The organism is Nesterenkonia sedimenti (genome assembly GCF_012641515.1).
Lineage (GTDB): Bacteria > Actinomycetota > Actinomycetes > Actinomycetales > Micrococcaceae > Nesterenkonia > Nesterenkonia sedimenti.
This window is the reverse complement of the sequence record NZ_JABAHY010000017.1, coordinates 1-20,732: the sequence shown is the minus strand read 5'-3', so window position 1 is coordinate 20,732 and position 20,732 is coordinate 1. Positions and strand designations below refer to the sequence as shown.

Genomic DNA, 20,732 nt, shown 5'->3' with positions numbered 1-20,732 from the left:
TCTGAAGTTCCCCGCCGCAGAGGATCCCTAGACTGTATCCATGCCAGAGAACGACGCCGCCGTCTCACCGCCCCATGTGCGGATCATGCGGTTCTTCGAGCGGCATCTCTGGCTCGGCGACACCCTCTGGAAGGTCTTGCCCCTGGTCCTGTTGAGCCAGATGATCTGGGTGCTCAGCGGCCCCGGACGCGGTCACGGCCACGGCTTCTTCGGCACCGAGGTCTATATCCCGGCCATGGTCATCCTGGACCTACTGGCGGTGGTACCCCTGGCGCTGTCGCGGATCAGGCCCGGTCTGGCCGCCGGCATCATCGCCTTCGCCTGCATCTGCCAGCTGCTGGCCCTCTATGGGGTCGGGATGTCGGCGTTCTCAGTACCGCTGATCGTCTACGCCTGCGCCAAATTCGGCAGCCGAAGGGTCTCCCGCGGTTACCTCATCCTCGCCCTGTTCGGCGCGGTGCTGCTGGGGCTGTTCTGCTTCCTGGTGCTCTCAGTCCAGGGCGATCCCATGAACCCCCTGGACCCTGGGTGGAGCGGATATCTCGCCATCTCGCTGCTGATCACCGGGTTCTCCGCCACCACCGTGCTGGCCGCCTGGCTCTTCGGGGATCTGGCGGGGCGTCGTCGTCGTGAACGGGAGGCCATCGAGGAGAAGAACCGGCTGCTGGAGCGCGAACGTGACCAGGAGGCGAGGCTTGCCGCCGATGCCGAGCGGATGCGCATCGCCCGCGAGATGCATGATGTTGTCTCGCATTCGATGAGCGTGATGATCGCCCAGGCCGATGGCGGCCGCTATGTCATCGACCAGGATCCTGTCCGCGCCGGTGAGGCCTTTGAGACCATTGGCGCCACCGGCCGGGAGGCCCTGACTGAGTTGCGCCGGATGCTCGGTGTCCTGCGTGAGGAGGGCGAGCTGAAGAAACGCCCCGCCCCCGGGGTCAATGATCTGCCCCGGCTGGTGGAGGATGTCCGCGCCTCGGGGCTGGAGGTTGAGCTCAATATCGCCCAGGGCAGCCTCCCGGAGCTCAATGAGGGCGTGCAGCTGGCCATTTACCGGATCGTGCAGGAGGCCCTGACCAATACCCTGAAACACGGCGGGGCTGAGGCCACCGCCGAGATCTGGCTGGGCACCGACCACCGGTCCGGGGAACTTGCCCTGGAGGTCCGCGATACCGGGCAGGGTGCAACAGACGACGACGGCGCCGGCTCGGGTCTGCTGGGTATGGCCGAACGTGCCAAACTCTACGGTGGCAGTCTCGTTGCCCGGCCCAAGGGTGAGGAATCCCTGGAGAGCGGATTCGTGGTCGAAGCCCGCTTCCCGCTCTCCAGAGTGCGCCAGCCCGCATCAGGTCAATCCGGTACCCGAGCCGCCCAGCCCACCGCATCAGATCATCCCCAGGAGGCCATCAGTGACCGAGCAGAACCCGTCGATCCGAGTGCTGCTGGCCGATGACCAGACCCTGCTGCGGGCCGGATTCGCCATGGTCATCGACTCCCAGCCGGATCTGGAGGTCATCGGTCAGGCCGGCACCGGGACCGAGGCGCTCGCCCTGACCCGTGAACACGCCCCCGACGTGGTGCTGATGGATATCCGGATGCCGCAGATGGATGGACTCGAGGCCACCGCCGCGATCACCGCCGATCCGGCCCTGAAGAACACCCGGGTGATCGTGCTGACCACCTTCGACACTGATGAGTACGCCCTGCAGGCGCTACGTTCGGGGGCTGGCGGCTTCCTGCTCAAAGACGTCCAACCGGAGGTACTGCTGGACTCAGTGCGCACTGTGGTCAGCGGTGGGGCGGTGGTGGCACCGAGCACCACCCGCCGGCTGCTGAACAGCGCTCTACTGGGCGGAACCCCCGATGGTCAGGGCACCGGGGGCGCCCGGCGTGAACCCACCCCGGAGCAGCAGAAGAAACTGGAACTGCTGACCAATCGGGAACGGGAGATCCTGGCCGAAATGGCCACAGGGGATTCCAATACCGAGATCGCCGCCCGCCTCTACCTCTCGGAGGCGACCATCAAGACCCATGTCGGCCAGGTGCTGGCCAAACTCGGCTGCCGCGACCGGGTCCAAGCGGTGGTCTTCGCCTATGAGGCCGGCGTCGTCGGGGATTGATCGCACTCCCTGCTCGGGGGCCTGATCTCCTACTGCAGGATGAGGTCCAGATCAGCCCCCAGTCCGATGCAACACTGAACGGGCGCGCCTAGCGTAGAGGGCATGACAGAAACGGCGACGACGCCCGCACCAGCAGTTACGGCCCAGGGCCTGACCAAGACCTATGGCTCGGGTGAAACCACAGTTCACCCCCTGCGCAGGCTGAGCCTGAACATCCCCACCGGGGTGTTCACCGCGATTATGGGGCCCTCCGGATCCGGGAAGTCGACCCTGCTTCATGTGCTGGCCGGCCTCGACACCGCCGATCAGGGCGAGGTGGCCCTGACCGTGCAGAAAGCCACCGGCCAAACGGAGAAAGTCCAGCTCACAGGGCTCTCCGAGCGGGATCTGACCCTGGTGCGTCGCCAATATATCGGCTTCATCTTCCAGTCCTATAACCTCGTGCCGGCGATGACCGCCCGGGAGAACATCCTGCTGCCCTCCGCCCTGGGCGGGCCCGAACCCGACCGGCATTACTACGAGATGGTCATCGACCGGCTGGGGCTGACCGACCGGCTGGACCATCGGCCCTTCGAACTCTCCGGAGGCCAGCAGCAGCGGGTGGCCGTCGCCCGTGCCCTGGTGGCCAAACCCGCGGTGATCTTCGCCGATGAGCCCACCGGAAACCTGGACTCCCGCACCGGGGCAGAGGTGCTGGGACTGCTGCGGGCGGCAGTGGATGAATTCGGCCAGACCGTCGTCATGGTCACCCACGACGCCAACGCCGCCGCCCAGGCCGATCAGACCGTGATCCTCTCCGACGGCCGGGTGCTGCGCACCCTGAAACAGCCCACCGCCGGGCAGCTGGCCGACACCATGATTGGAGCCGAGGGGTGAGCTCTGCCAAGAACGCAGGTTTCGCGGTACTGCGGGCCAATCTGCGCTCCTCCGGGCGCCGGCTCTGGGCCGCCGGTGCCGCAGTGGCCGTCTCGGTGGCATTCATCGTCACCGGGCTGATGCTGGTGGACTCCATGACCCGGGCTGTGACCCAGCAGGCTGAGCAGGACGCCGCCGGCGCTGATCTGGTGGTGATGACCGATTCCCTCATCGGCGCATCGGACTCCGAGGAGGCCCTGGGGCAGGAGACCCGGATCAGTGAAGCAGTCGCGGGGCTGGACTCCGTGGAGGGCGTTGAACCGGTTCGGGAGGCCTTCATTGAGGAATGGGATGAACAGACCAATGGCCTCGACCGCTCAATCCGGACCCGCACCTTGGTCTCTGAACAGCACACCCCCGATGAGCAGGAGCTGGCAGCCGGCCGGCTGCCCACCGCCGATGACGAACTGCTGATCAGTCAATACACCGCAGAATTCGAGGACCTCAGTATCGGTGACACCGTGGCCGCTGCCGAGATCGACTGGGATGAGGAGAACGAAACCGAGGAGCTGATCGGCCACTCGGTGGAATACACCGTGGTGGGCATCAGCGAATACGGCGATTTCAACACCACCTTCATGACCCCGGCCGGAATGGACCGGATGCCAACAGACCCCGCACCCCATTTCCTCCGGGTGGAGCTCACCGGAGCGGCCCAGGGGGACAGTCAGGCCCAGGAAGATGCCCAACAGCAGATCGCCCAGGTGCTGGCCGAACTCGCTGCAGCAGGCCAGCTGCCCACCCTAGGCGGAACCGGCGAGGACACCGAAGTGCTTCAGAGCCCCGGCTCCCACGGCACCATCCTGATCGGCGAAGACCTGACCCTTCAGGTGGCCACCCACCAGCAGATCGTCAACGAATGGGTGGCCGATCAGACCGGCGACGCCCAGATCATGCAGTGGATCGCCTTCGGCTTCGGGGGCATCGCCATCGTGGTCTCCGCCCTGGTCATCCTCAACACCTTCCAGGTTATTGTGGCCTCCCGGCAGCACACAATGGCCCTGATCCGCGCCGTGGGCGGAACAGCGGCCCAACTGCGCCGGGCGACCCTGGCCGAGGGCGCCCTCCTGGGCCTGATCGGCGGGGCCGTCGGTATCTTCCTCGGCTGGGGTGTGGCCCAGGCACTGACCCTGCTCGATGACTACATCCCACCGGTAATCCCCACTCCCACCTCGGTGGGGATCGGGCTCGGCCTGGGCGTGCTGATGAGCGTGGCCTGCGCCCTGATCCCTGCCGTCCGAGCGGGCAGGACATCACCGATGGCGGCCCTGGCCCCGGCCGATGTCGCCCCACGGAAGCCCCGGCCGGCACCGGTGCGCACCACCCTGGGCGCGCTGATGGCCATCCTGGGTCTGGTCGCCGTCTTCTATGCGGCGCTGACCTCACCGGATACCAACCGGGCCGACTACGAGGACGAACCGGTCAACTACGACGCCCTGACCGGGCTCCCGCTGCCGGTGCTGGGTGTGCTCGGCGGGTTGGTCAGCTTCTTCGGGCTGTTGATGCTGGCCCGACGGCTGATGCCCCCGGCCGCCGCCTGGCTGGGCCGAACCCTGGCCGCCACCGGCATCGCGAAGGTCCCGGCCAAGATCGCCGGCGAGAACACTCGTCAGGTGCCCGGCCGGACGGCGGCGACCTCCGGGGCGCTGCTGGTCGGTGTGACCCTGGTGGTGACCATGACCGTCGGGGCGGCCACCGCCCAGAAGATGCTCTACGACGAACTCGCTGAGTCCTATCCGGTCGATGGCATCATCGCAGGGGACCATTCCGAGGCGCTCGAGGAGGAGGCTGCGGTGGCCGCAACGGCCACCGTTCCCACAGCCGAGGTCAGTATCGGGGACCAGGGAGAGAGCGCTGAGGTGTTCTTCCTCAACCGCAGTGAACACAGTGCGGTCTTCCACGGCGGCTGGCCCTTCGACTCCCCGGGCCGCGGTGAGAGCTACCAGGCCTTCGGCAGTTACTACCTCCTGCCGTTCACCGAACAGCAGGGGCAGGACGATGTGGTGAACATCGAGTTCCCCAATGGGGCGGAGGTGTCCTTCACCCTTCAGGAGGGCTGGAGCTCCATGCCGGGGATGATGATCGCCATCGACGCCGGCCAGCTGCGGGAAACCCCGGTCTGGTTCGGCGCCGAGGAGGGTGAGACTGCGACCCTGGTGAGACTGGCCGGGGAGCCCAGCGCCAGCGAGATCATGCAGCTGGAGGAGATCGTCGGCACCGAGGAGTCGGTCACCGATATCGACCAGATGTCCAATAACTTCGAAGGCGGACTGATCCGTGCGGCCTATGTCGAGGTCATCGATATGGTGCTGATGGTCGTCATCGGGCTTTTGGGCGCCAGTGTGCTGATTGCCCTGATCGGTGTCTCCAATACGCTCTCCCTGTCGGTCCTGGAACGCAGACGCGAGGCCGGGCTGCTGCGAGCCACCGGTATGACCCGCCGCTCAGTGGGCGCGATGGTCAGCATCGAGGCCCTGCTGCTGGCCGGGGTGGCCCTGATCCTGGGCACCGTGCTGGGCTCAATCTTCGGCTGGGCCGGGATCAGCAGCCTCATCGCCCGGGAGGACTGGACCGTGGTGCCCGAAATCCCCTGGCTGAGATTGGCCGCTATCTGGGCGGTGACCCTATTGGCTGCCCTGGCCGCAGCCTGGCTGCCGGCCCGGCGCCTGGCCAAAACCCAACCCGCGGCCGCCTTGGCTGGCTAAAACCCCCGTCAGCACATATACGAAGGCCCCGTACGACGACGATCCCCGCCTCAAACCGGCAGGAACAGTCTCGTACGGGGCCACCGAACGGGAGGTCTCGGCCTATTTCACGGCACCCATGGAAAGCCCGCGGACAAGCTGCTTCTGGGCGAACCAACCGGCCAGCACCACCGGCAGGGAGGCCAGGACACTGGCAGCCGAAAGCTGGGCCAGGAAGAGGCCCTCGGAGGTCATCGTGCTCATCAAGTAGATGGGCGCGGTGGCCGCATTCGCCGCGGTGAGGTTCAGGGCGAAGAAGAACTCATTCCAGGCGAAGATCACGCAGATCAGCGCGGTGGCCGCAATACCAGGAGACACCATCGGCAGCAGCACACTGCGCATGGTCTTGATCAGCGAGGCGCCATCGATGGAGGCCGCCTCCAGCACCTCGGCCGGGACCTCCAGGAAGAAGGAGCGCATCATCCAGATCGCGATCGGCAGGTTCATCGCCGTATAGAGGATGATCAGGGTGAAGATATTGTCCAGCATCCTGATCTGCCCGGCGATCACATAGATCGGCATAATGACCGCCACAATCGGCAGCATCTTGGTGGAGATGAAGAAGAACAGGGCGTCCTGGGTCCGTTTGATCGGCCGGATGCTCAGCGCATAGGCCGCCGGAACCGCCAGGATCAGCACCAGCAGGGTCGAGGCCGCAGTGGCGATCACAGAGTTCAGGAAATACGGTCCGGCATCGGAGCTGAAGATATTCCGGTACTGATCAAGGGTCGGTTCGAAGAAGAACGACGGCGGGGAGCTGGCGGCGTCGGACTCTTGTTTGAAACTGGTCAGCACCATCCACGCAACGGGTGCGAAGAAGATCAGCGCAATGACCCAGGTGATGGTGGTCAGCAACTGGCCTTTAGTCATGACTGCTCCTTCGCATTCAGGCTCTTGAAGATCAGCCGCAGGGCCAGCAGCGAGATGATGATCGTGGCGATCACAGTGACCACACCCATCGCTGCGGACTGCCCGATGTCGAAGCCGAGGAAGGCCCGCTGGTAGATGTAGAAGGGCAGGTTCGCGCTCGCAGTGCCCGGACCGCCGGCGGTCATCAGATAGATGTGATCGAAGGTGTTGACCACATAGATCACGCCCAGCAGCACGGCCAGTTCCATATAGAACCGCAGATGCGGCAGGGTCACGAACCGGAAGGTCTGCCACCGGGTGGCCCCATCCATAGAGGCGGCCTCGAGCACATCGCGCTGCTGGGACTGCAGTCCGGCCAAGAGCAGCAGCATCATAAACGGCGTCCACTGCCAGACCAGGGCCACGATGATCGAGAACACCGGGTACTGGGAGGTCCAGTCCACCGGGGAGATTCCCACCAGGCCGATCAGCCAGTTGATCAGGCCATAGGAGGGCTCGAACATCGAGATCGACCAGAGCATGGCCCCGGCCACCGGCATGATCAGAAACGGGGTGATCAGCAGGGTGCGCACTACACCGCGGCCGGCGAACTGCCTATCCAGCAGCAGGGCCAGTCCCAGGCCCAGCAGCAGGGCGACGATGACGCATCCGAAGGTGATGAGCACCGAGTTCAGGGCTGCTGAGCGGAAGGTGGAGTCGAGGAAGATATCGGCGAAGTTGGAGAACCCGACGAACTGTTCGCCCTCAGGGCGCAGCAGGTTCCGCGACCGCATGGAGTACCAGATGGTCAGCAGGAACGGGATCTGAGTGCAGATGATCACAAAGATCAGCGCCGGCATCAGTGGGGCGCGGCGGCGCCACCCCTCAGCTCGGGCGGCCCGCTTCTGGGCCTGGATCTCCTCCGGGGACAGCCCCGGTGATTTGGCAGTTGTGGTCATCATCCGTCCCATCCGTAGGTCCGGGCCACGGTCTCGGCGAAACGCTGAGACTGCTCAAGGGCCTCTTCAACAGTCTGCTGTCCGGCGATGGCCGCCGAGAGCTGCTGGCCAACGCGGGTCCCGAGGTCCTGGAACTCCGGGATGCCGACAAACTGCAGTCCCTCATAGGGCACCTCGTGGACCATGCAGTTCTCCTGGGTGGCGTTCTCCATGGAGGTCAGGGTGGGTTCGGCGTAGTGCTCGGAGATCTCGGCGTATTCGCTGAGCTCATAGGTGGACTGCCGGGATCCCGGGGGCAGAGCCTCCCAGGAGACCTCATTGCCGACCAGTTTGAAGTAGTCGGGGTGGGTCATCCAGGAGATGAACTTCCAGGCGGCTTCCTTCCGCTGGGAGGTCTCCGGAATGGCCAGTGACCAGGCGTAGAGCCAGCCGGCGTAGTCAGTTTCCATGACCGGGGCCAGGGCGTAGTCGGTATTGCCCACCACCGTGGAGGACCGGGGGTCTTCGATCCCCGAGACCATGGCGGAGGCGTCGTACCACATGGCGGCATTGCCCTGGTTGAAATGGGTCATGCATTCGCCGTAGCCGGAGGTTGCAGCACCGGGCTGACCCCAGGTGCGCACGGTATCGATGTAGGTGTTGACCGCCTCGATGACCTCAGGCGATTCCAGCGTCGGCGCCCAGTCGGGGGTGAACCAGCGTCCGCCGAAGGTGTTGATCACAGTGTTCATCGGCGCGAGGTTCTCGCCCCAGCCGGCCAGTCCGCGCAGCGCGATCCCGGCCCGGCCCTGATCGGGGTCATGCAGGGCGGCGGCGAATTCGCGGATCTCATCCCAGGTGGGCTGTTCGGGCATCTCCAGGCCAGCCTCTTCGAAGAGATCGGGCCGGTAGACCAGGAAGGAGCTCTCCCCGTAGAAGGGCACCGCATGCTGGGCACCCTCATAGGAGAGGGCCTCGCGGATGGTGGGGATGAAGTCGTCGTCGTTATATCCGGAGGTTTCTGCGATGAACGGCTCGAGATCGGTCAGCCAGCCCTGCTCCGCCCAGATGGGGGTCTCATAATTGGAGATCATCACGACGTCGAACTCCCCGCCTCCGGAGGCCACCGATGCGGTGATCTTGGCCCGGGCCTCGTTTTCCGGCAGGGAGACGAACCGGACGTCGATATCCGGGTGCTGCTGACGGAAGTGGCTGATCAGGCCCATGGCGTCCTGCATCTGAGGATTGGAGACGATGGCGACGACGAGGCTTCCGCCTCCGCCCCCGCCTGCCCCGGAGCAGCCGGTGAGTCCGCCGCCCAAGGCTGCGGCGCCGAGGCCGGCGCCGAGTCCGGTGGTCAGCAGGCTGCGCCGGGACAGCCCGCGTTTGCTTCCGGTCATATGTGGTTTATCCTCTCCCCACCCGATGATGCTCATATGAGCATAACAATCTGCTCAGCTGTCGTGTGAGCCTAGTCATATATGCTCGATAGTTGCAAGAATTGCCGTCCGGCGTGAGGGGAGAAATGGCCGAGGAGACCGAAATTGCCTTGATGGTCGAACTGGCCAGCGAGCACTTCCTGCAGGGCTGTTCCAAGGTGGAGATCGCCCAGCGCCACGGAATTTCCCGCTTCCAGGTGGCCCGGCTGCTCGATGCCGCCCGGGATGAGGGGATTGTCCAGATCCGGGTGGTCAACCCCCTGGATTCGGGCCAGGATCACGCCGAACTGGCCGAGGCCCTGGGGATCAGCACGGTCTCCGTGGTGGCCCAGCGCTCCGATGAATCCTTACGCTCTGCCCTGGCCCGCCGCGCTGCGGGTCTGCTGCAGCAGCGCCTTCAGGACGGGGCCCGGCTCGGCGTGGCCTGGTCCCGGACTCTGATGCATCTGCCGGAGCATCTGAGGTCCTTACCGGAGGTGGATATCGTCCAACTGGTGGGCCCACTTTCGGCACCCGGAACCTCGACGGCGGCCTCCACGGGGCTGATTCACACCCTGGGCTCCCTGGCCGGCGGGCAGGTCTGGCCGCTGCCCACGCCTCTGGTGGTGGATAACGATGAGGTGGCCTCCTCCCTGCGCGGAATGACAGAGGTCGGCGCAGCCCTGGAGGCTGCCGATGAACTGGATGTCGCCCTGGTCTCCATCGGCGGCTGGGGCGAGGGCGCCTCCACCCTGTGGGGAAGGTTCAGCCCCGAGGAGCAGGCCAGTGCCGAGGAGGCCGGGGTTCAGGCCGAATGTTCCGGGATCCTGATCACCGGGGATGGCCAGGTGGCCCGCTCCGGGATGGAGGACCGAGTGATCGGTGTCCGCCCTGATCAGCTGCGGCGCACCCGGGTGATCGCCCTGGCTCCGGCCCAAGGTCACCCCGAGGCAGTGCTAGCCGCGGCCCGGGCTGGGTTTGTGGATGACCTCATCCTCTCCGGGGAGCTGGCCGCCGAGGTCGCCCAGCTCATCAGCTGAGACCCCGCCGCTGCCGTGGCTAGCCTCGCGACCACGCTTTACGCCCTCCCTAATCTTCTCCGCGCCTCGTCGGGCCGTCATTTCCTGTCGCTAAAATTCCCCGCCGCGCTCGATTGGCGACCAGATTTGGCGGCTCGGTGACTGCAGCAGGCGTCAAGGGCAGGCGATGCATCAAACGAGCGCAGCACTGTGCTCATTTGAGAGTTGGGTTGTACGATGTGGTCATGGCCACACTGAACGCTGCTGCCTGCGGGCAGCTGGAATCCGCAGAGCTTGCCGTCCCCGGATATGACCTCAGCGCCCGGCGCACCGGGATCGTCCACTTCGGTGTGGGCGGCTTCCACCGTGCCCATCAGGCCTTGTACCTCGACCGGCTCTTCAACGCCGGTCACAGTCTGGACTGGGCAATCTGCGGTGTGGGGCTGATGCCCTCAGATGAGCGGATGCGTGATGCCCTGACCTCCCAGGACGGGCTCTACACCCTCGTCAGCAAGGCCCCCGACGGCAGTCGTGAGGCCCGCATTATCGGCGCCATCGCTGAATACCTCTACGCGCCCGATAATCCCGAGGCGGTGCTGGCGAAGATGGTCTCCGAGGAGGTCCGCATCATCTCCCTGACCGTGACCGAGGGTGGGTACAACTACAACCCCTCCACCGGGCAGTTCCGCTACGACAACCCCGCTGTGGCCGCGGATCTCGCCGCTGATTTCACCGACCCCGCGGCTGCTGGTCCGCAGACCATGTTCGGCTATCTGGTCGAGGCACTGCGTCGTCGTCGGGAATCCGGCATCCAGCCCTTCACGGTGCTGTCCTGCGATAACGTCCGGGGCAATGGGCATCTGGCCAAGCAGATGGTGCTGGCCTATGCCCAGCGCAAGCACCCGGAACTGGCCGAGTGGATCGAGGCCGAGGTCGCTTTCCCCAACTGTATGGTCGACCGGATCACCCCGGTGACCTCTGAGCAGGATAAGCAGATGGTCGCCGAGGACTACGGGGTCGCTGACGCCTGGCCGGTGGTCAGCGAGGACTTCCTGCAGTGGGTGGTCGAGGATGACTTCCCCGCCGGGCGGCCGGCCTTCGAGGAGGCTGGAGTTCAGATGGTCGACGACGTCGAACCCTATGAGCTGATGAAGCTGCGCCTGCTGAACTGTTCACATCAGGCAATCGCCTATTTCGGGCTGCTGCTGGGGCATACCTATGCCCATGAGGCCGTGGCTGATGCGGATCTCGCAGCCTTCACCCGCCGGGCGTATATGGACGCTGAGGGCACCCCCACTGTCCCCGCTGTGCCGGGTATGGATCTGGAGGCCTATAAGGATCAGCTGATCGCCCGGTTCGGCAATGAGTATGTGCGGGACACCCTGGCCCGGCTGGCCGCGGAGTCCAGCGACCGGATTCCCACCTGGCTGGTGCCGGTGATCAGGGAGAACCTCGCCGCAGGGCGGGATGTCACCGCATCGGCGGCGATTGTCGCCTCCTGGGCCCGCTATGCCGAGGGCGTGGGGGAGAACGGGGAGCAGTGGCCGGTGGTGGACCGGCTGCGGGATCGGGTGATGGCGGCAGCGTCACAGCACGATGGCGATATTCTCGCCTTCCTGCGCGATAAGGAATTGTTCGGGGATCTCGCGGAGAATGAGGTCTTCGCTGAGGCATACACAAAGGCCCTGGTCACCCTGCGTGAGCAGGGCGCCAGGGCCGTTATGCGCTGGTTTCACCAGCGGTGATGATGACCTGTCTGGATCAGACGAGCCAGACGATAATGATGATGATGGCGATGATGGTCAGAAGACCGCCGCCAATGTAGATACCTCCGCCTTGCATAATCACTCCTTACCTCGTGGGGTGCAACTGGTTTCGTACGGTCGTGACTCTTGCGGGGTTGCGTAGCCGCAGTTATTGCGCGGTTATCGTCTGGCTGTGACGATGCCTCGAATAACAAAGAGCGCCAGAATCACGATGATCACTGACACGATCACGCTGCCGATGATGCTGATCAGCTCGGTGAGCAACCACCAAGCCAGCCAGATCAGAACGATCGTCAGCAGGATCGTGATGATGAGGGACAACGCGTTTCTAGCCATGTATCCACACTAAAAAGCCGAATCTGGGCGTTTACTGGACAGAGCCATCAGATGGGGTGTGAATATACAAAAAGGGCGGTGGAAAATGGTGTCGAACACCACGATCCACCGCCCTGACCAGGACTGTTACATATTTCGGTCCTGAATTCTTGGCTTATTCCTCGGCGTCGGCCAGGGCCTCCACATCGGCCAGCTGCGCCTCGGGGGTTCCCTCCGGGATCTCGCCATTGATCCGCAGACCGGTCTCTACATCGAAGAGGTGGACGTAGTCGGGGGAGGGGTGAATGTAGACGGTCTCACCCTTCTGGGGAGGCCAGCGTCCCTCCACCCGCACGATCAGCGGCTGGAAGGTGTGAATGCCCTCTGGGGTGCCGTAGATGTAGGCGTCAGCGCCGAGCTCCTCGACGACGTCGACGGTCATCGGCAGCCCGGCACCGCTGGAGGATACGGACATATCCTCGGGCCGGACACCGAGGATGACCTCGGACTTGCCAGTGAGATCCACACCGGGGACCTGGAGGGTCTCGGTGCCCAGGATCAGTCCGCCGTCCTGGACGCGGACCTTGAACAGGCTCATGGCGGGGGAGCCGATGAATCCGGCCACGAAGACATTGGCGGGGGTGTCGTAGAGGTTACGCGGGGTATCGACCTGCTGGAGCACGCCGTCCTTGAGGACGCAGACCCTATCGCCCATGGTCATCGCCTCGACCTGGTCGTGGGTGACGTAGACAGTAGTGGTCTTCAGCTCGCGGGTCAGTGCAGCGATCTGAGTACGGGTCTGCACACGCAGCTTGGCATCCAGGTTGGACAGCGGCTCATCCATCAGGAAGACCTTGGGCTCACGCACGATCGCACGGCCCATGGCCACACGCTGACGCTGACCACCGGAGAGCGCCTTGGGCTTCCGGTCGAGGTAGGCCTCGAGGTCGAGGATCTTGGCGGCCTCGCGGACCCGCTCCATGCGCTCCTCTTTGGAGACCCCGGCGATTTTCAGGGCGAAGCCCATGTTCTCGGCCACCGACATATGTGGGTAGAGCGCGTAGTTCTGGAAGACCATGGCGATATCGCGGTCTTTGGGGGAGACGTGGCTGACGTCTTCGCCGCCGATGAGGATGCGTCCCTCGTTGACCTCCTCGAGGCCGGCCAGCATGCGCAGTGCGGTGGATTTACCGCAGCCGGAGGGGCCCACGAGGACCAGGAACTCGCCGTCCGCGATCTCCAGCTGGAGTTGATTGATTGCCGGTCGCGCCCCGGGGGTGTAGATGCGACTCGCGTAGTCATAGGTGACTGAGGCCATGGTGTATCCCTTTCACGGGCAGGTACGTGCCCGACGATCCGTAGTGAAGGTGAAAGACGTCACTGCATTGTGACGTCCGCCTCAGCTTATCCCATGATCGTCAGGATCAAAGCCCCCTATCAAAAAGGCACGATGACGCCCCCACGCCAACTAAGCCGCATGAACTATGCGCGCATGCCATTGCAGCAGAGGGTGAATGAGTCACCACTACCGCAGGCGCAGGGCGGCCGAGAATGTGCCCGGCCGCGGGACAAACTCAGTGGGCGTCGTCCTCTTCGTAGTGGGCTGCGCCGCTGCCCCAGGTGTCGGGGCCGTGCTCGAGGTGCTCTGACATGGACTCGTCGTAACCATCGGGCAGCAGGTCACGGTACTCAGCGATGGCGCCGTCGACGATGGTGGCCTGGAAGGTCTCCTCGGTGCCGTCAACGCTGACGGTGACTTCCTGGAGGCCTCCGGGGCCGGCTTCCATGGCGGGGACGATGAACTCTTCGTCGTTTTGCAGGTTCACTGCCTGGCCGGGCTCCACAGTGACGGTGAAGGTTTCGCCGGCGACGGTGAGGTCGACGTCGATGGGGTCATCAGCGGTGGTGTCGGTGTAGTTGACCAGTCCGATGAGTCGGCCGGGGCCGCCCTCTTCGCCGCCGACCAGCAGGATGTGGCGCAGCATGACGTCCTCGACGTCGAACATGACGCCATCCGAGGCGGAGTAGACGTGAGTGGTGGCCTGGTAGTTGATGGCCGAGCAGCCGGTTGCTGCCAGGCCGACAGCCAGCACAGCTGCGGTGGCTGAACGGCGTGCGGAGGGGAAGCTGAACTTCACCGCTGGACTCCTTTGGTACTGGGTGCGCGATGTCTTGCTACCAGACTACTCGATGCGCGTCGACTTCTACACGATGTCGAAGAAATATTGAGCGGCGAACCTTAGTACTGTTCGCTCAGCGGTGGTCTCCGACACGCCGTAAACGGCCTTCCCGTGATAAACTGATCTGTGGGAAAGGGGAATAACTACATGAATTTTGAAGTCGGCGAGACAGTTGTATACCCGCACCACGGTGCAGCCACCATTGAAGAGGTGGAGATGCGAACCTTCAAGGGTGAGGAGAAAACCTACCTCACTCTGCGGGTGTCAGAAGGGGACCTGACAATCAAGGTCCCGGCCGAGAATGTTGACCTGGTCGGTGTTCGCGATGTTGTAGACGAAGAGGGTCTGGAGAAGGTCTTCGGCCTGCTGCGGGCTGAGCACACTGAAGAGCCCACTAACTGGTCCCGCCGGTATAAGGCCAATGTGGAGAAGTTGGCATCCGGCTCCATCCATAAGCTTGCTGAGGTCGTTCGCGATCTCTGGCGCCGGGAGAATGACCGCGGCCTGTCCGCTGGTGAGAAGCGGATGCTTTCCCAGGCCCGCCGCATCCTGGTCTCCGAGCTCCGGCTGGCCAAGGAGCTGGAGGAAGAGGACGCCGAGAAGCTGCTGGACGAAGTTCTCTCCGAGAACGCGCCCGCACCTGCTGCATAAGCAGTCGGCGGCTCCCGCCAGTTTCACAATAGAATCTTGTTTATGACACGACGCCCGGACGACGCCGCAGCTGCGGAGAGTCGCCGGGCGCTCGTGGTTGTAGCGGCAGGTTCCGGAACCCGGCTTGGTCACGGAATCCCCAAAGCCGCAGTGACCATCACTGACCGCAGCATCCTGGAGCATTCCCTGGATGCGGTCACCGATGAACTCAACCTGGACCTCGTGGTGCTGGTGCTGCCCTCGGATCCCCAGTTCTTCGAACAGCTCTCCGCCCAGGGCAGTGGGCTAGCCTCCCGCACCGGCACCGATGTTGTGCTGACCACCGGAGGCAGCAGCCGGCCGGCCTCAGTGAAAGCCGGACTGGGGATGATCGCCGAATACGGTCAACCCCGCGGCTGGGCCCCAGAGCACACTGCAGTGTTGATTCACGATGCCGCCCGAGCACTGACCCCCACTGAGGTCCACCAACGGGTTGCCCAGGCCGTAGAGGCCGGGGCCGAGGCAGTAGTACCGGCAGTGGCCGTGGCCGACACCATCAAAGAGGTCCAGACTCCGGCGGAGATTACAGAGAAGAACGACGACGTCGTCGTCGAGCGGGTTGCTAAGACCCTGCCGCGCAGTGATCTCCGCGCGGTCCAGACCCCCCAAGGTTTCACCTGGTCGTTCTTAGACCGGGCATTCGAGCACATCAAAGAGATCGACGATGACGCCGCAGCCCGGCTGACCGATGAGGCGATGATCGCCGAGGCCCTGGATGTCGACGTCGTCGTCGTTCCTGGTCATCCCCATGCGCTGAAGATCACCACCGAGACCGATCTCATCACCGCCCGCGGGCTGCTGGATTCAGCCGGGGCGGCACAGAAGACACCGGAGGTCACTATCGAAGCCCCACGGGTTGGAATCGGTCACGATATCCACGCCTTTGCCCCCGAGGGTGAGCCCATCGAACTGTGGCTGGCGGGCCTGCACTGGCCCGGGCAGCAGGGCCTTGCCGGTCACTCCGATGGTGACGCGGTGGCCCATGCCGCCTGTGCCGCCCTGTTCTCTGCGGCCGGGATGGGGGATCTGGGCACGCACTTCGGTGCGGACACTATCGGCACCAGCCGCCCCGAGCTGCAGGGCGCCCATGGCACGGTCTTACTGGCGGAGGCGGCCCGGATTGTTCGTGAGGCCGGATTCAGCATCAGCAGTATCTCAGTGCAGTTCATCGGAGCCCGGCCGAAATTCGCCCCCCGACGCGAGGAAGCCCAGAAGGTGCTCAGCGAGGCAGCCGGGGCACCGGTTTCAGTGGGGGCAACCACTTCGGATGGGCTGGGGTTCGCCGGCCGGCGCGAGGGGATTATGGCCACCGCAACGGCCGTCCTGCTGCCAGTTTCAGGGTGATTCCCGGCAACACGGGTAAAGTGGCGCCCGTGGCATTGCGACTCTACGACACCAAAACCGCGCAGCTGCGCGACTTCCAGCCCATCAAGCCCGGCCAGGTGTCCCTTTACTACTGTGGCGCCACGGTCCAGGGCCGCCCCCATGTGGGGCATGTGCGCTCCGCGGTGGCCTTCGACCTCCTGATCCGCTGGCTGGAGGCCTCCGGTCATGACGTGCTCAGCGTCCGCAATGTCACCGATATTGACGACAAGATCCTGGAGAAGTCCCAGGCCTCCTACGCTGAGGGCTTCGAGCCGACTGCCGACTATCCGGCCGAGGAGCCATGGTTCGCCCTGGCCTACCGGTTTGAGCAGGCCTTCCATGAGGCCTATGACGCACTCGGTGTGCGCCGGCCCCGGTACGAGCCCCGGGCCACCGGGCATATTACCGAGATGTTCGCCCTGATCCAGCGGCTAATTGAGGCCGGCCACGCATACCGTGCAGCCGATGACTCCGGGGACGTGTACTTCGACGTACGCTCCTGGCCGAAGTACGGGGAGCTGACCCGCCAATCGGTAGATGACATGCAGGATGCCCCCGACGCCGACCCCCGCGGTAAGCGCGATTCCCGTGACTTCGCCCTGTGGAAGGGACATAAGGACGGCGACCCCGAGACTGCCTCATGGGATTCGCCCTGGGGGCGGGGGCGGCCCGGCTGGCATCTGGAGTGCTCGGCGATGTCCACCAAATACTTGGGCGAGACCTTCGATATTCACGGCGGTGGTCTCGACCTGCGTTTCCCCCACCATGAGAATGAGCTGGCCCAGTCGGCGGCAGCCGGTGATGGCTTCGCCAATTTCTGGCTGCACAACGGCATGGTCACCTATGAGGGGGAGAAGATGTCGAAGTCCATCGGCAACACCATCTCCCCGGAGGAAATGCTTCAACAGGCCCGGCCCAAGGCGGTCCGGTACTTCCTGGGTCAGGCTCATTACCGCTCCCAGCTGGACTATAAGCCCGGTGCCCTGCAGGAGGCAGAGGCCGCCGTCGAGCGTATTGAGTCCTTTATCTCCCGGGCACTGCCGGAGTCCTTCTCCTTAGTGCCCCAGCAGCACATCCCCGAAGGCTTCCGCGCTGCCATGGATGATGACCTCAACGTTCCGGCTGCCCTCGCGGTCCTGCATGAGACCGTCCGGGCCGGCAATACCGCCATCGACGCCGGGGATAAGTCTGCCGCAGAACAACGCGGTCTTGAGGCAGCAACCATGATGAGCATCCTGGGTCTGCTCGATGTCCCCGAACCGGATCTGAGCTCCGGCCCGGCGGCCAGCGCCCTGGAGACCCTGGTGCAGGCGCAGCTGGATAAGCGCGCCGAGGCCAAATCTGCCAAAGACTTTGGCACTGCAGATGCCATCCGTGACCAACTCAATGCTGCCGGCGTCGTCATCGAGGACACCCCACAGGGTGCCAGCTGGTCGCTGAAAGGAGACGCCTGATGGCTAGAGACTCCCGGCCGAAATCAGCGGCCGTCCGCAAGGACCGCAAGGGCCCCACCAAGGGCACCGGCGGTCAGGGCAAACGCAAACTCCAGGGCAAGGGCCCCACTCCCAAGGCGGAGGACCGGGTCTATCACAAGGCCCACCGGCAGAAGCAGCTGGCGGAGCGTTCAGCGGCCAAACGCCAGAACAGCCGGCCGTCTACCCGCGGGTCGGGTTATGGCGCCGATAATGTGGTCGCCGGCCGCAACGCCGTGGTTGAGGCGCTGGCCGAGCGGGTTCCGGCCAATGAGCTGCTGATCGCCCGGGATATCGATTCCGATGGCCGGGTCCGCGAATCCCTGCAGCACTGTGCCGAACAGGGCATCAGGGTCCGCGAGACCACCCGCCGCCAGCTGGATACGGTCACCGGCGACGCCGTACACCAGGGTATCGCCCTGGAACTGCAGCCCTATGACTACGCCGAGGCCGCCGAACTGGTCGATGAGATCTCGGAGGCAGCAGCCAAGGGACATATTGCCCAGCAGCCGCTGCTGGTGGCCTGCGATTCCATCACCGACCCCCGGAACCTGGGGGCGATCCTGCGCGCCTCGGCAGCCTTCGGTGCCCATGGTGTGCTGATCCCCGAACGCCGCAGCGCCGGGGTTACCGCCACCACATGGAAGACCTCCGCCGGGGCGGCAGCCCGCATTCCCGTGGCCAAGGCCAAGAACCTCACCCAGGCGTTGAAGCATGCCAAGGCTGCCGGCTATTTCGTCATCGGGCTCGCCGGCGACGGCGACACCAACCTGCCGGGACTGCATCTGGCCAATGAGCCACTGGTCGTGGTGGTCGGATCCGAGGGCAAGGGTCTCTCCCGCCTGGTGGCCGAGACCTGCGATGCCATCGTCTCGGTGCCGATTGCCGCCACAACTGAATCGCTGAATGCTTCAATGGCTGTAGGGATCAGCCTGTATGAAATCGCCACCCTGCGCAGCAGAGAAGGGCGTGAAACATGAGCGAGCACACCACAGCAGCCGACAGTGCCCCCGAGCGAATCCGCGGGGAGGCCCAGTCGGGTTTTTTCGAGATCCTCGGCAACTGGCTGGGGAACCAGCCCTGGTTTCCGACCGGCCGGGGACGCCGTAGCCTGACCCGCACCGGGGGACTGCGTCTGCCCACCCCGGCAGGGGATGCCGATACCCGGCTGTTCCTGGAGCTGCATATCTTCGAGGTCAGCGGCACGGAGGACGCCAATGGTGTCCCGGCCCGGATCTCTGTGCCTGTGGTGCTGCGCAGCCGACCCTCCGCCCTGGCGGGGAAATCGGCTTTTATCGGAAAGGTCACCACCGCTGAGGGTGAGGACCTCTGGGTCTACGACGGCGCCCGCGACCGAGCGTTCTTGGCAGCAGTCTTGGAGATGGCCCGCCGCGGCCAGGGCAGCCGCAATGGTCGCTCCCGCGGTGAGGCCCTTGCTGGTTTCGGTGACTGGGAGGCCTTCAGCATTGAGCTGCAACGCCAGAGTGTGCCGCCGATGACCGAGAACGTCACCCGGACATTGATTCAGCCTGCCGGTGCCGGCGAGGAGGATTGGGCCAAGAAGGTCATCATCGATTTCCCGCGCCGGCCCCAGGCTGAACGCACAACAGTCACCGATACTGCGGTGACTCTCACCCGTGCCTACAGCACTGCGATCCCCCGGGTCCTGGGTGTGGTCACCGGTGCCTGGGAGGACCGCAGCGATCCCAGCTGGGAATCGGTGGAGTGGGAATCCGGGGATCTGGCGATCATCCGCGAAGCTGGTGCCGAAGCACCCAATGCTCTGGATCTGGCCCGTGCTGCACTGCAGTCGGGGAAGCGGTTTAAGAACAGTGCCCGTTTCCTGGGTCTGACCCTGGGGAACTTCCATGCCGATCTTGCCGGATCCTTCGGTGCCTACCCGCAGAACACTGAGCAAGTCAAAGACATGTCCCGCTATGCCCAGCAGGCACTGACTACTCAGTGGGAGAAGGTCCGCACTGAATTCGACGAGGATGAGGCCGCCGATCTCAATGAGGTCATTGACCTGATGGTCATGCAGCTGCGGGAGGCCGATGAGCCGTTGCCGCTGCAGAGCATCCATGGGCAGATGAATGCGGCAGCCTTCCATAAGCTCGAGCAGGAGCGGTGGGTCATTGCTGAACCCCCGGCTCTGTTCGAACACTCTTTGGGTCTCAATGATGTGGTGGCGGCTTTGATGTCGCTGGCGAATCTGGTGATGGAAATTGCCAGCGAGACCCCAGAGATCACCGACGCCGAGACTGACTCCAAGGACCCAGTGAATTTCGGTCAGTGGTATGAGGAGATCAGCTCTGCCTTCATCGAGGGTTACCGAACTTCCGACGCCGACACCAAGGGACTGGATTCGGTCTTCTTCCGGGCGGCGATGCTGACCCAGGCACTGGAGCTTTTCTCCCGCTGGGAGGGCCAGTGGGTCTTCCGTCCTTCCCTGCTATTGCAGGCCGACAGCTAGCCAGTTCACGCGGAGTTTACATTCGCGGAAAAGGCGTGCTAGAGTTACATCTCGCCGCTGAAGAGCGCTGGAGATCTTCCAGGCCGGATGCGGACTCGGACCAATAGGTCCAAACCTTGATTATCGAACTTCTCGAGATCAGCGGAGTTGACACTCCAGATTGGAAGTAGTAAGATAGAAAAGTTGCTCCGGAGCGATTCAGAAGGAAACCNAAAGTTGCTCCGGAGCGATTCAGAAGGAAACCTCTGATGGTGTCGGATGCAGTCGTAGCTTGAGAACTCAATAGTGTGCCAAGTTTGTTGATACCAAATATTTGTCTTTTATAGACGCAATTATTTTGGTAAACCACAGGCGTGCACCCCCGTGTACGTAACTGTGGAATGCCAGATCAACTATTCATTCAATGGAGAGTTTGATCCTGGCTCAGGATGAACGCTGGCGGCGTGCTTAACACATGCAAGTCGAACG

17 protein-coding genes and 1 rRNA gene are annotated in these 20,732 nt (G+C 64.1%); 12 read left to right on the top strand and 6 right to left on the bottom strand.

Annotation, left to right across the window (positions count from 1 at the left end):
• Positions 1-40 precede the first annotated feature (40 nt).
• The 4 genes from HGQ17_RS13015 (at position 41) to HGQ17_RS15765 (ending at position 5,740) form a co-directional block, all read left to right on the top strand.
• Positions 41-1,453, top strand: coding sequence for a histidine kinase (locus HGQ17_RS13015; RefSeq protein ID WP_168888384.1), 1,413 nt, complete (start codon positions 41-43; stop codon positions 1,451-1,453).
• On the top strand, positions 1,410-2,120 hold the full coding sequence (locus tag HGQ17_RS13010; RefSeq protein ID WP_168888383.1) for a response regulator: 711 nt from the start codon (positions 1,410-1,412) through the stop codon (positions 2,118-2,120). The genes HGQ17_RS13015 and HGQ17_RS13010 overlap by 44 nt, the downstream gene beginning before the upstream one ends.
• 102 nt (positions 2,121-2,222) lie before the next feature.
• Positions 2,223-2,996: an ABC transporter ATP-binding protein gene (locus HGQ17_RS13005; protein WP_168888382.1), complete on the top strand. Its 774-nt coding sequence runs from the start codon at positions 2,223-2,225 to the stop codon at positions 2,994-2,996.
• Entirely contained in the window at positions 2,993-5,740 is a 2,748-nt protein-coding gene (locus tag HGQ17_RS15765; protein WP_168888381.1) for an ABC transporter permease, read from the top strand. The genes HGQ17_RS13005 and HGQ17_RS15765 overlap by 4 nt, the downstream gene beginning before the upstream one ends.
• 102 nt (positions 5,741-5,842) lie before the next feature.
• Here the strand turns inward: HGQ17_RS15765 and HGQ17_RS12995 are convergent, their stop codons facing one another.
• Genes HGQ17_RS12995 through HGQ17_RS12985 form a run of 3 tightly spaced genes read right to left on the bottom strand, consistent with a single transcriptional unit; the run spans position 5,843 to position 8,966 of the window.
• Positions 5,843-6,649 (bottom strand): carbohydrate ABC transporter permease, encoded by an 807-nt coding sequence (locus tag HGQ17_RS12995; protein WP_168888380.1) that lies wholly within the window; start codon positions 6,647-6,649, stop codon positions 5,843-5,845.
• A complete protein-coding gene (locus tag HGQ17_RS12990; RefSeq protein ID WP_168888412.1) occupies positions 6,646-7,587 on the bottom strand; it encodes a carbohydrate ABC transporter permease in 942 nt (313 codons plus the stop codon). Before HGQ17_RS12990 ends, HGQ17_RS12995 begins: the two co-directional genes overlap by 4 nt.
• Entirely contained in the window at positions 7,587-8,966 is a 1,380-nt protein-coding gene (locus tag HGQ17_RS12985) for an ABC transporter substrate-binding protein (protein WP_168888379.1), read from the bottom strand. Before HGQ17_RS12985 ends, HGQ17_RS12990 begins: the two co-directional genes overlap by 1 nt.
• Before the next feature lie 125 nt (positions 8,967-9,091).
• On the opposite strand from HGQ17_RS12985, the gene HGQ17_RS12980 reads away from it, so the two are divergent.
• On the top strand, positions 9,092-10,024 hold the full coding sequence (locus tag HGQ17_RS12980; protein WP_168888378.1) for a sugar-binding transcriptional regulator: 933 nt from the start codon (positions 9,092-9,094) through the stop codon (positions 10,022-10,024).
• A gap of 224 nt (positions 10,025-10,248) precedes the next feature.
• On the top strand, positions 10,249-11,748 hold the full coding sequence (locus HGQ17_RS12975) for a mannitol dehydrogenase family protein (RefSeq protein WP_168888377.1): 1,500 nt from the start codon (positions 10,249-10,251) through the stop codon (positions 11,746-11,748).
• A gap of 180 nt (positions 11,749-11,928) precedes the next feature.
• Here the strand turns inward: HGQ17_RS12975 and HGQ17_RS12970 are convergent, their stop codons facing one another.
• From HGQ17_RS12970 to HGQ17_RS12960, 3 genes are all read right to left on the bottom strand, one after another.
• Complete coding sequence (locus HGQ17_RS12970; RefSeq protein ID WP_168888376.1) at positions 11,929-12,105, bottom strand: hypothetical protein; 177 nt, start codon at positions 12,103-12,105, stop codon at positions 11,929-11,931.
• Between the two features lie 154 nt (positions 12,106-12,259).
• A complete protein-coding gene (locus tag HGQ17_RS12965; protein ID WP_168888375.1) occupies positions 12,260-13,402 on the bottom strand; it encodes an ABC transporter ATP-binding protein in 1,143 nt (380 codons plus the stop codon).
• 256 nt (positions 13,403-13,658) lie between these two features.
• The gene (locus HGQ17_RS12960; protein ID WP_168888374.1) at positions 13,659-14,222 is read right to left on the bottom strand and encodes a hypothetical protein; all 564 of its coding nucleotides are present in this window, start codon (positions 14,220-14,222) and stop codon (positions 13,659-13,661) included.
• A gap of 189 nt (positions 14,223-14,411) precedes the next feature.
• On the opposite strand from HGQ17_RS12960, the gene HGQ17_RS12955 reads away from it, so the two are divergent.
• The 6 genes from HGQ17_RS12955 to HGQ17_RS12930 all read left to right on the top strand — a co-directional run.
• On the top strand, positions 14,412-14,915 hold the full coding sequence (locus tag HGQ17_RS12955; RefSeq protein ID WP_168888373.1) for a CarD family transcriptional regulator: 504 nt from the start codon (positions 14,412-14,414) through the stop codon (positions 14,913-14,915).
• Positions 14,916-14,957: 42 nt separating this feature from the next.
• The gene (gene ispF, locus HGQ17_RS12950; RefSeq protein WP_168888372.1) at positions 14,958-16,298 is read left to right on the top strand and encodes a 2-C-methyl-D-erythritol 2,4-cyclodiphosphate synthase; all 1,341 of its coding nucleotides are present in this window, start codon (positions 14,958-14,960) and stop codon (positions 16,296-16,298) included.
• Between the two features lie 29 nt (positions 16,299-16,327).
• Entirely contained in the window at positions 16,328-17,773 is a 1,446-nt protein-coding gene (gene cysS / locus HGQ17_RS12945) for a cysteine--tRNA ligase (RefSeq protein WP_168888371.1), read from the top strand.
• Entirely contained in the window at positions 17,773-18,771 is a 999-nt protein-coding gene (gene rlmB, locus HGQ17_RS12940; protein ID WP_168888370.1) for a 23S rRNA (guanosine(2251)-2'-O)-methyltransferase RlmB, read from the top strand. The genes cysS and rlmB overlap by 1 nt, the downstream gene beginning before the upstream one ends.
• Positions 18,768-20,264, top strand: coding sequence for a maltokinase N-terminal cap-like domain-containing protein (locus tag HGQ17_RS12935; RefSeq protein ID WP_168888369.1), 1,497 nt, complete (start codon positions 18,768-18,770; stop codon positions 20,262-20,264). The genes rlmB and HGQ17_RS12935 overlap by 4 nt, the downstream gene beginning before the upstream one ends.
• A gap of 400 nt (positions 20,265-20,664) precedes the next feature.
• Positions 20,665-20,732, top strand: a 16S ribosomal RNA gene (locus tag HGQ17_RS12930); the annotation flags it as partial.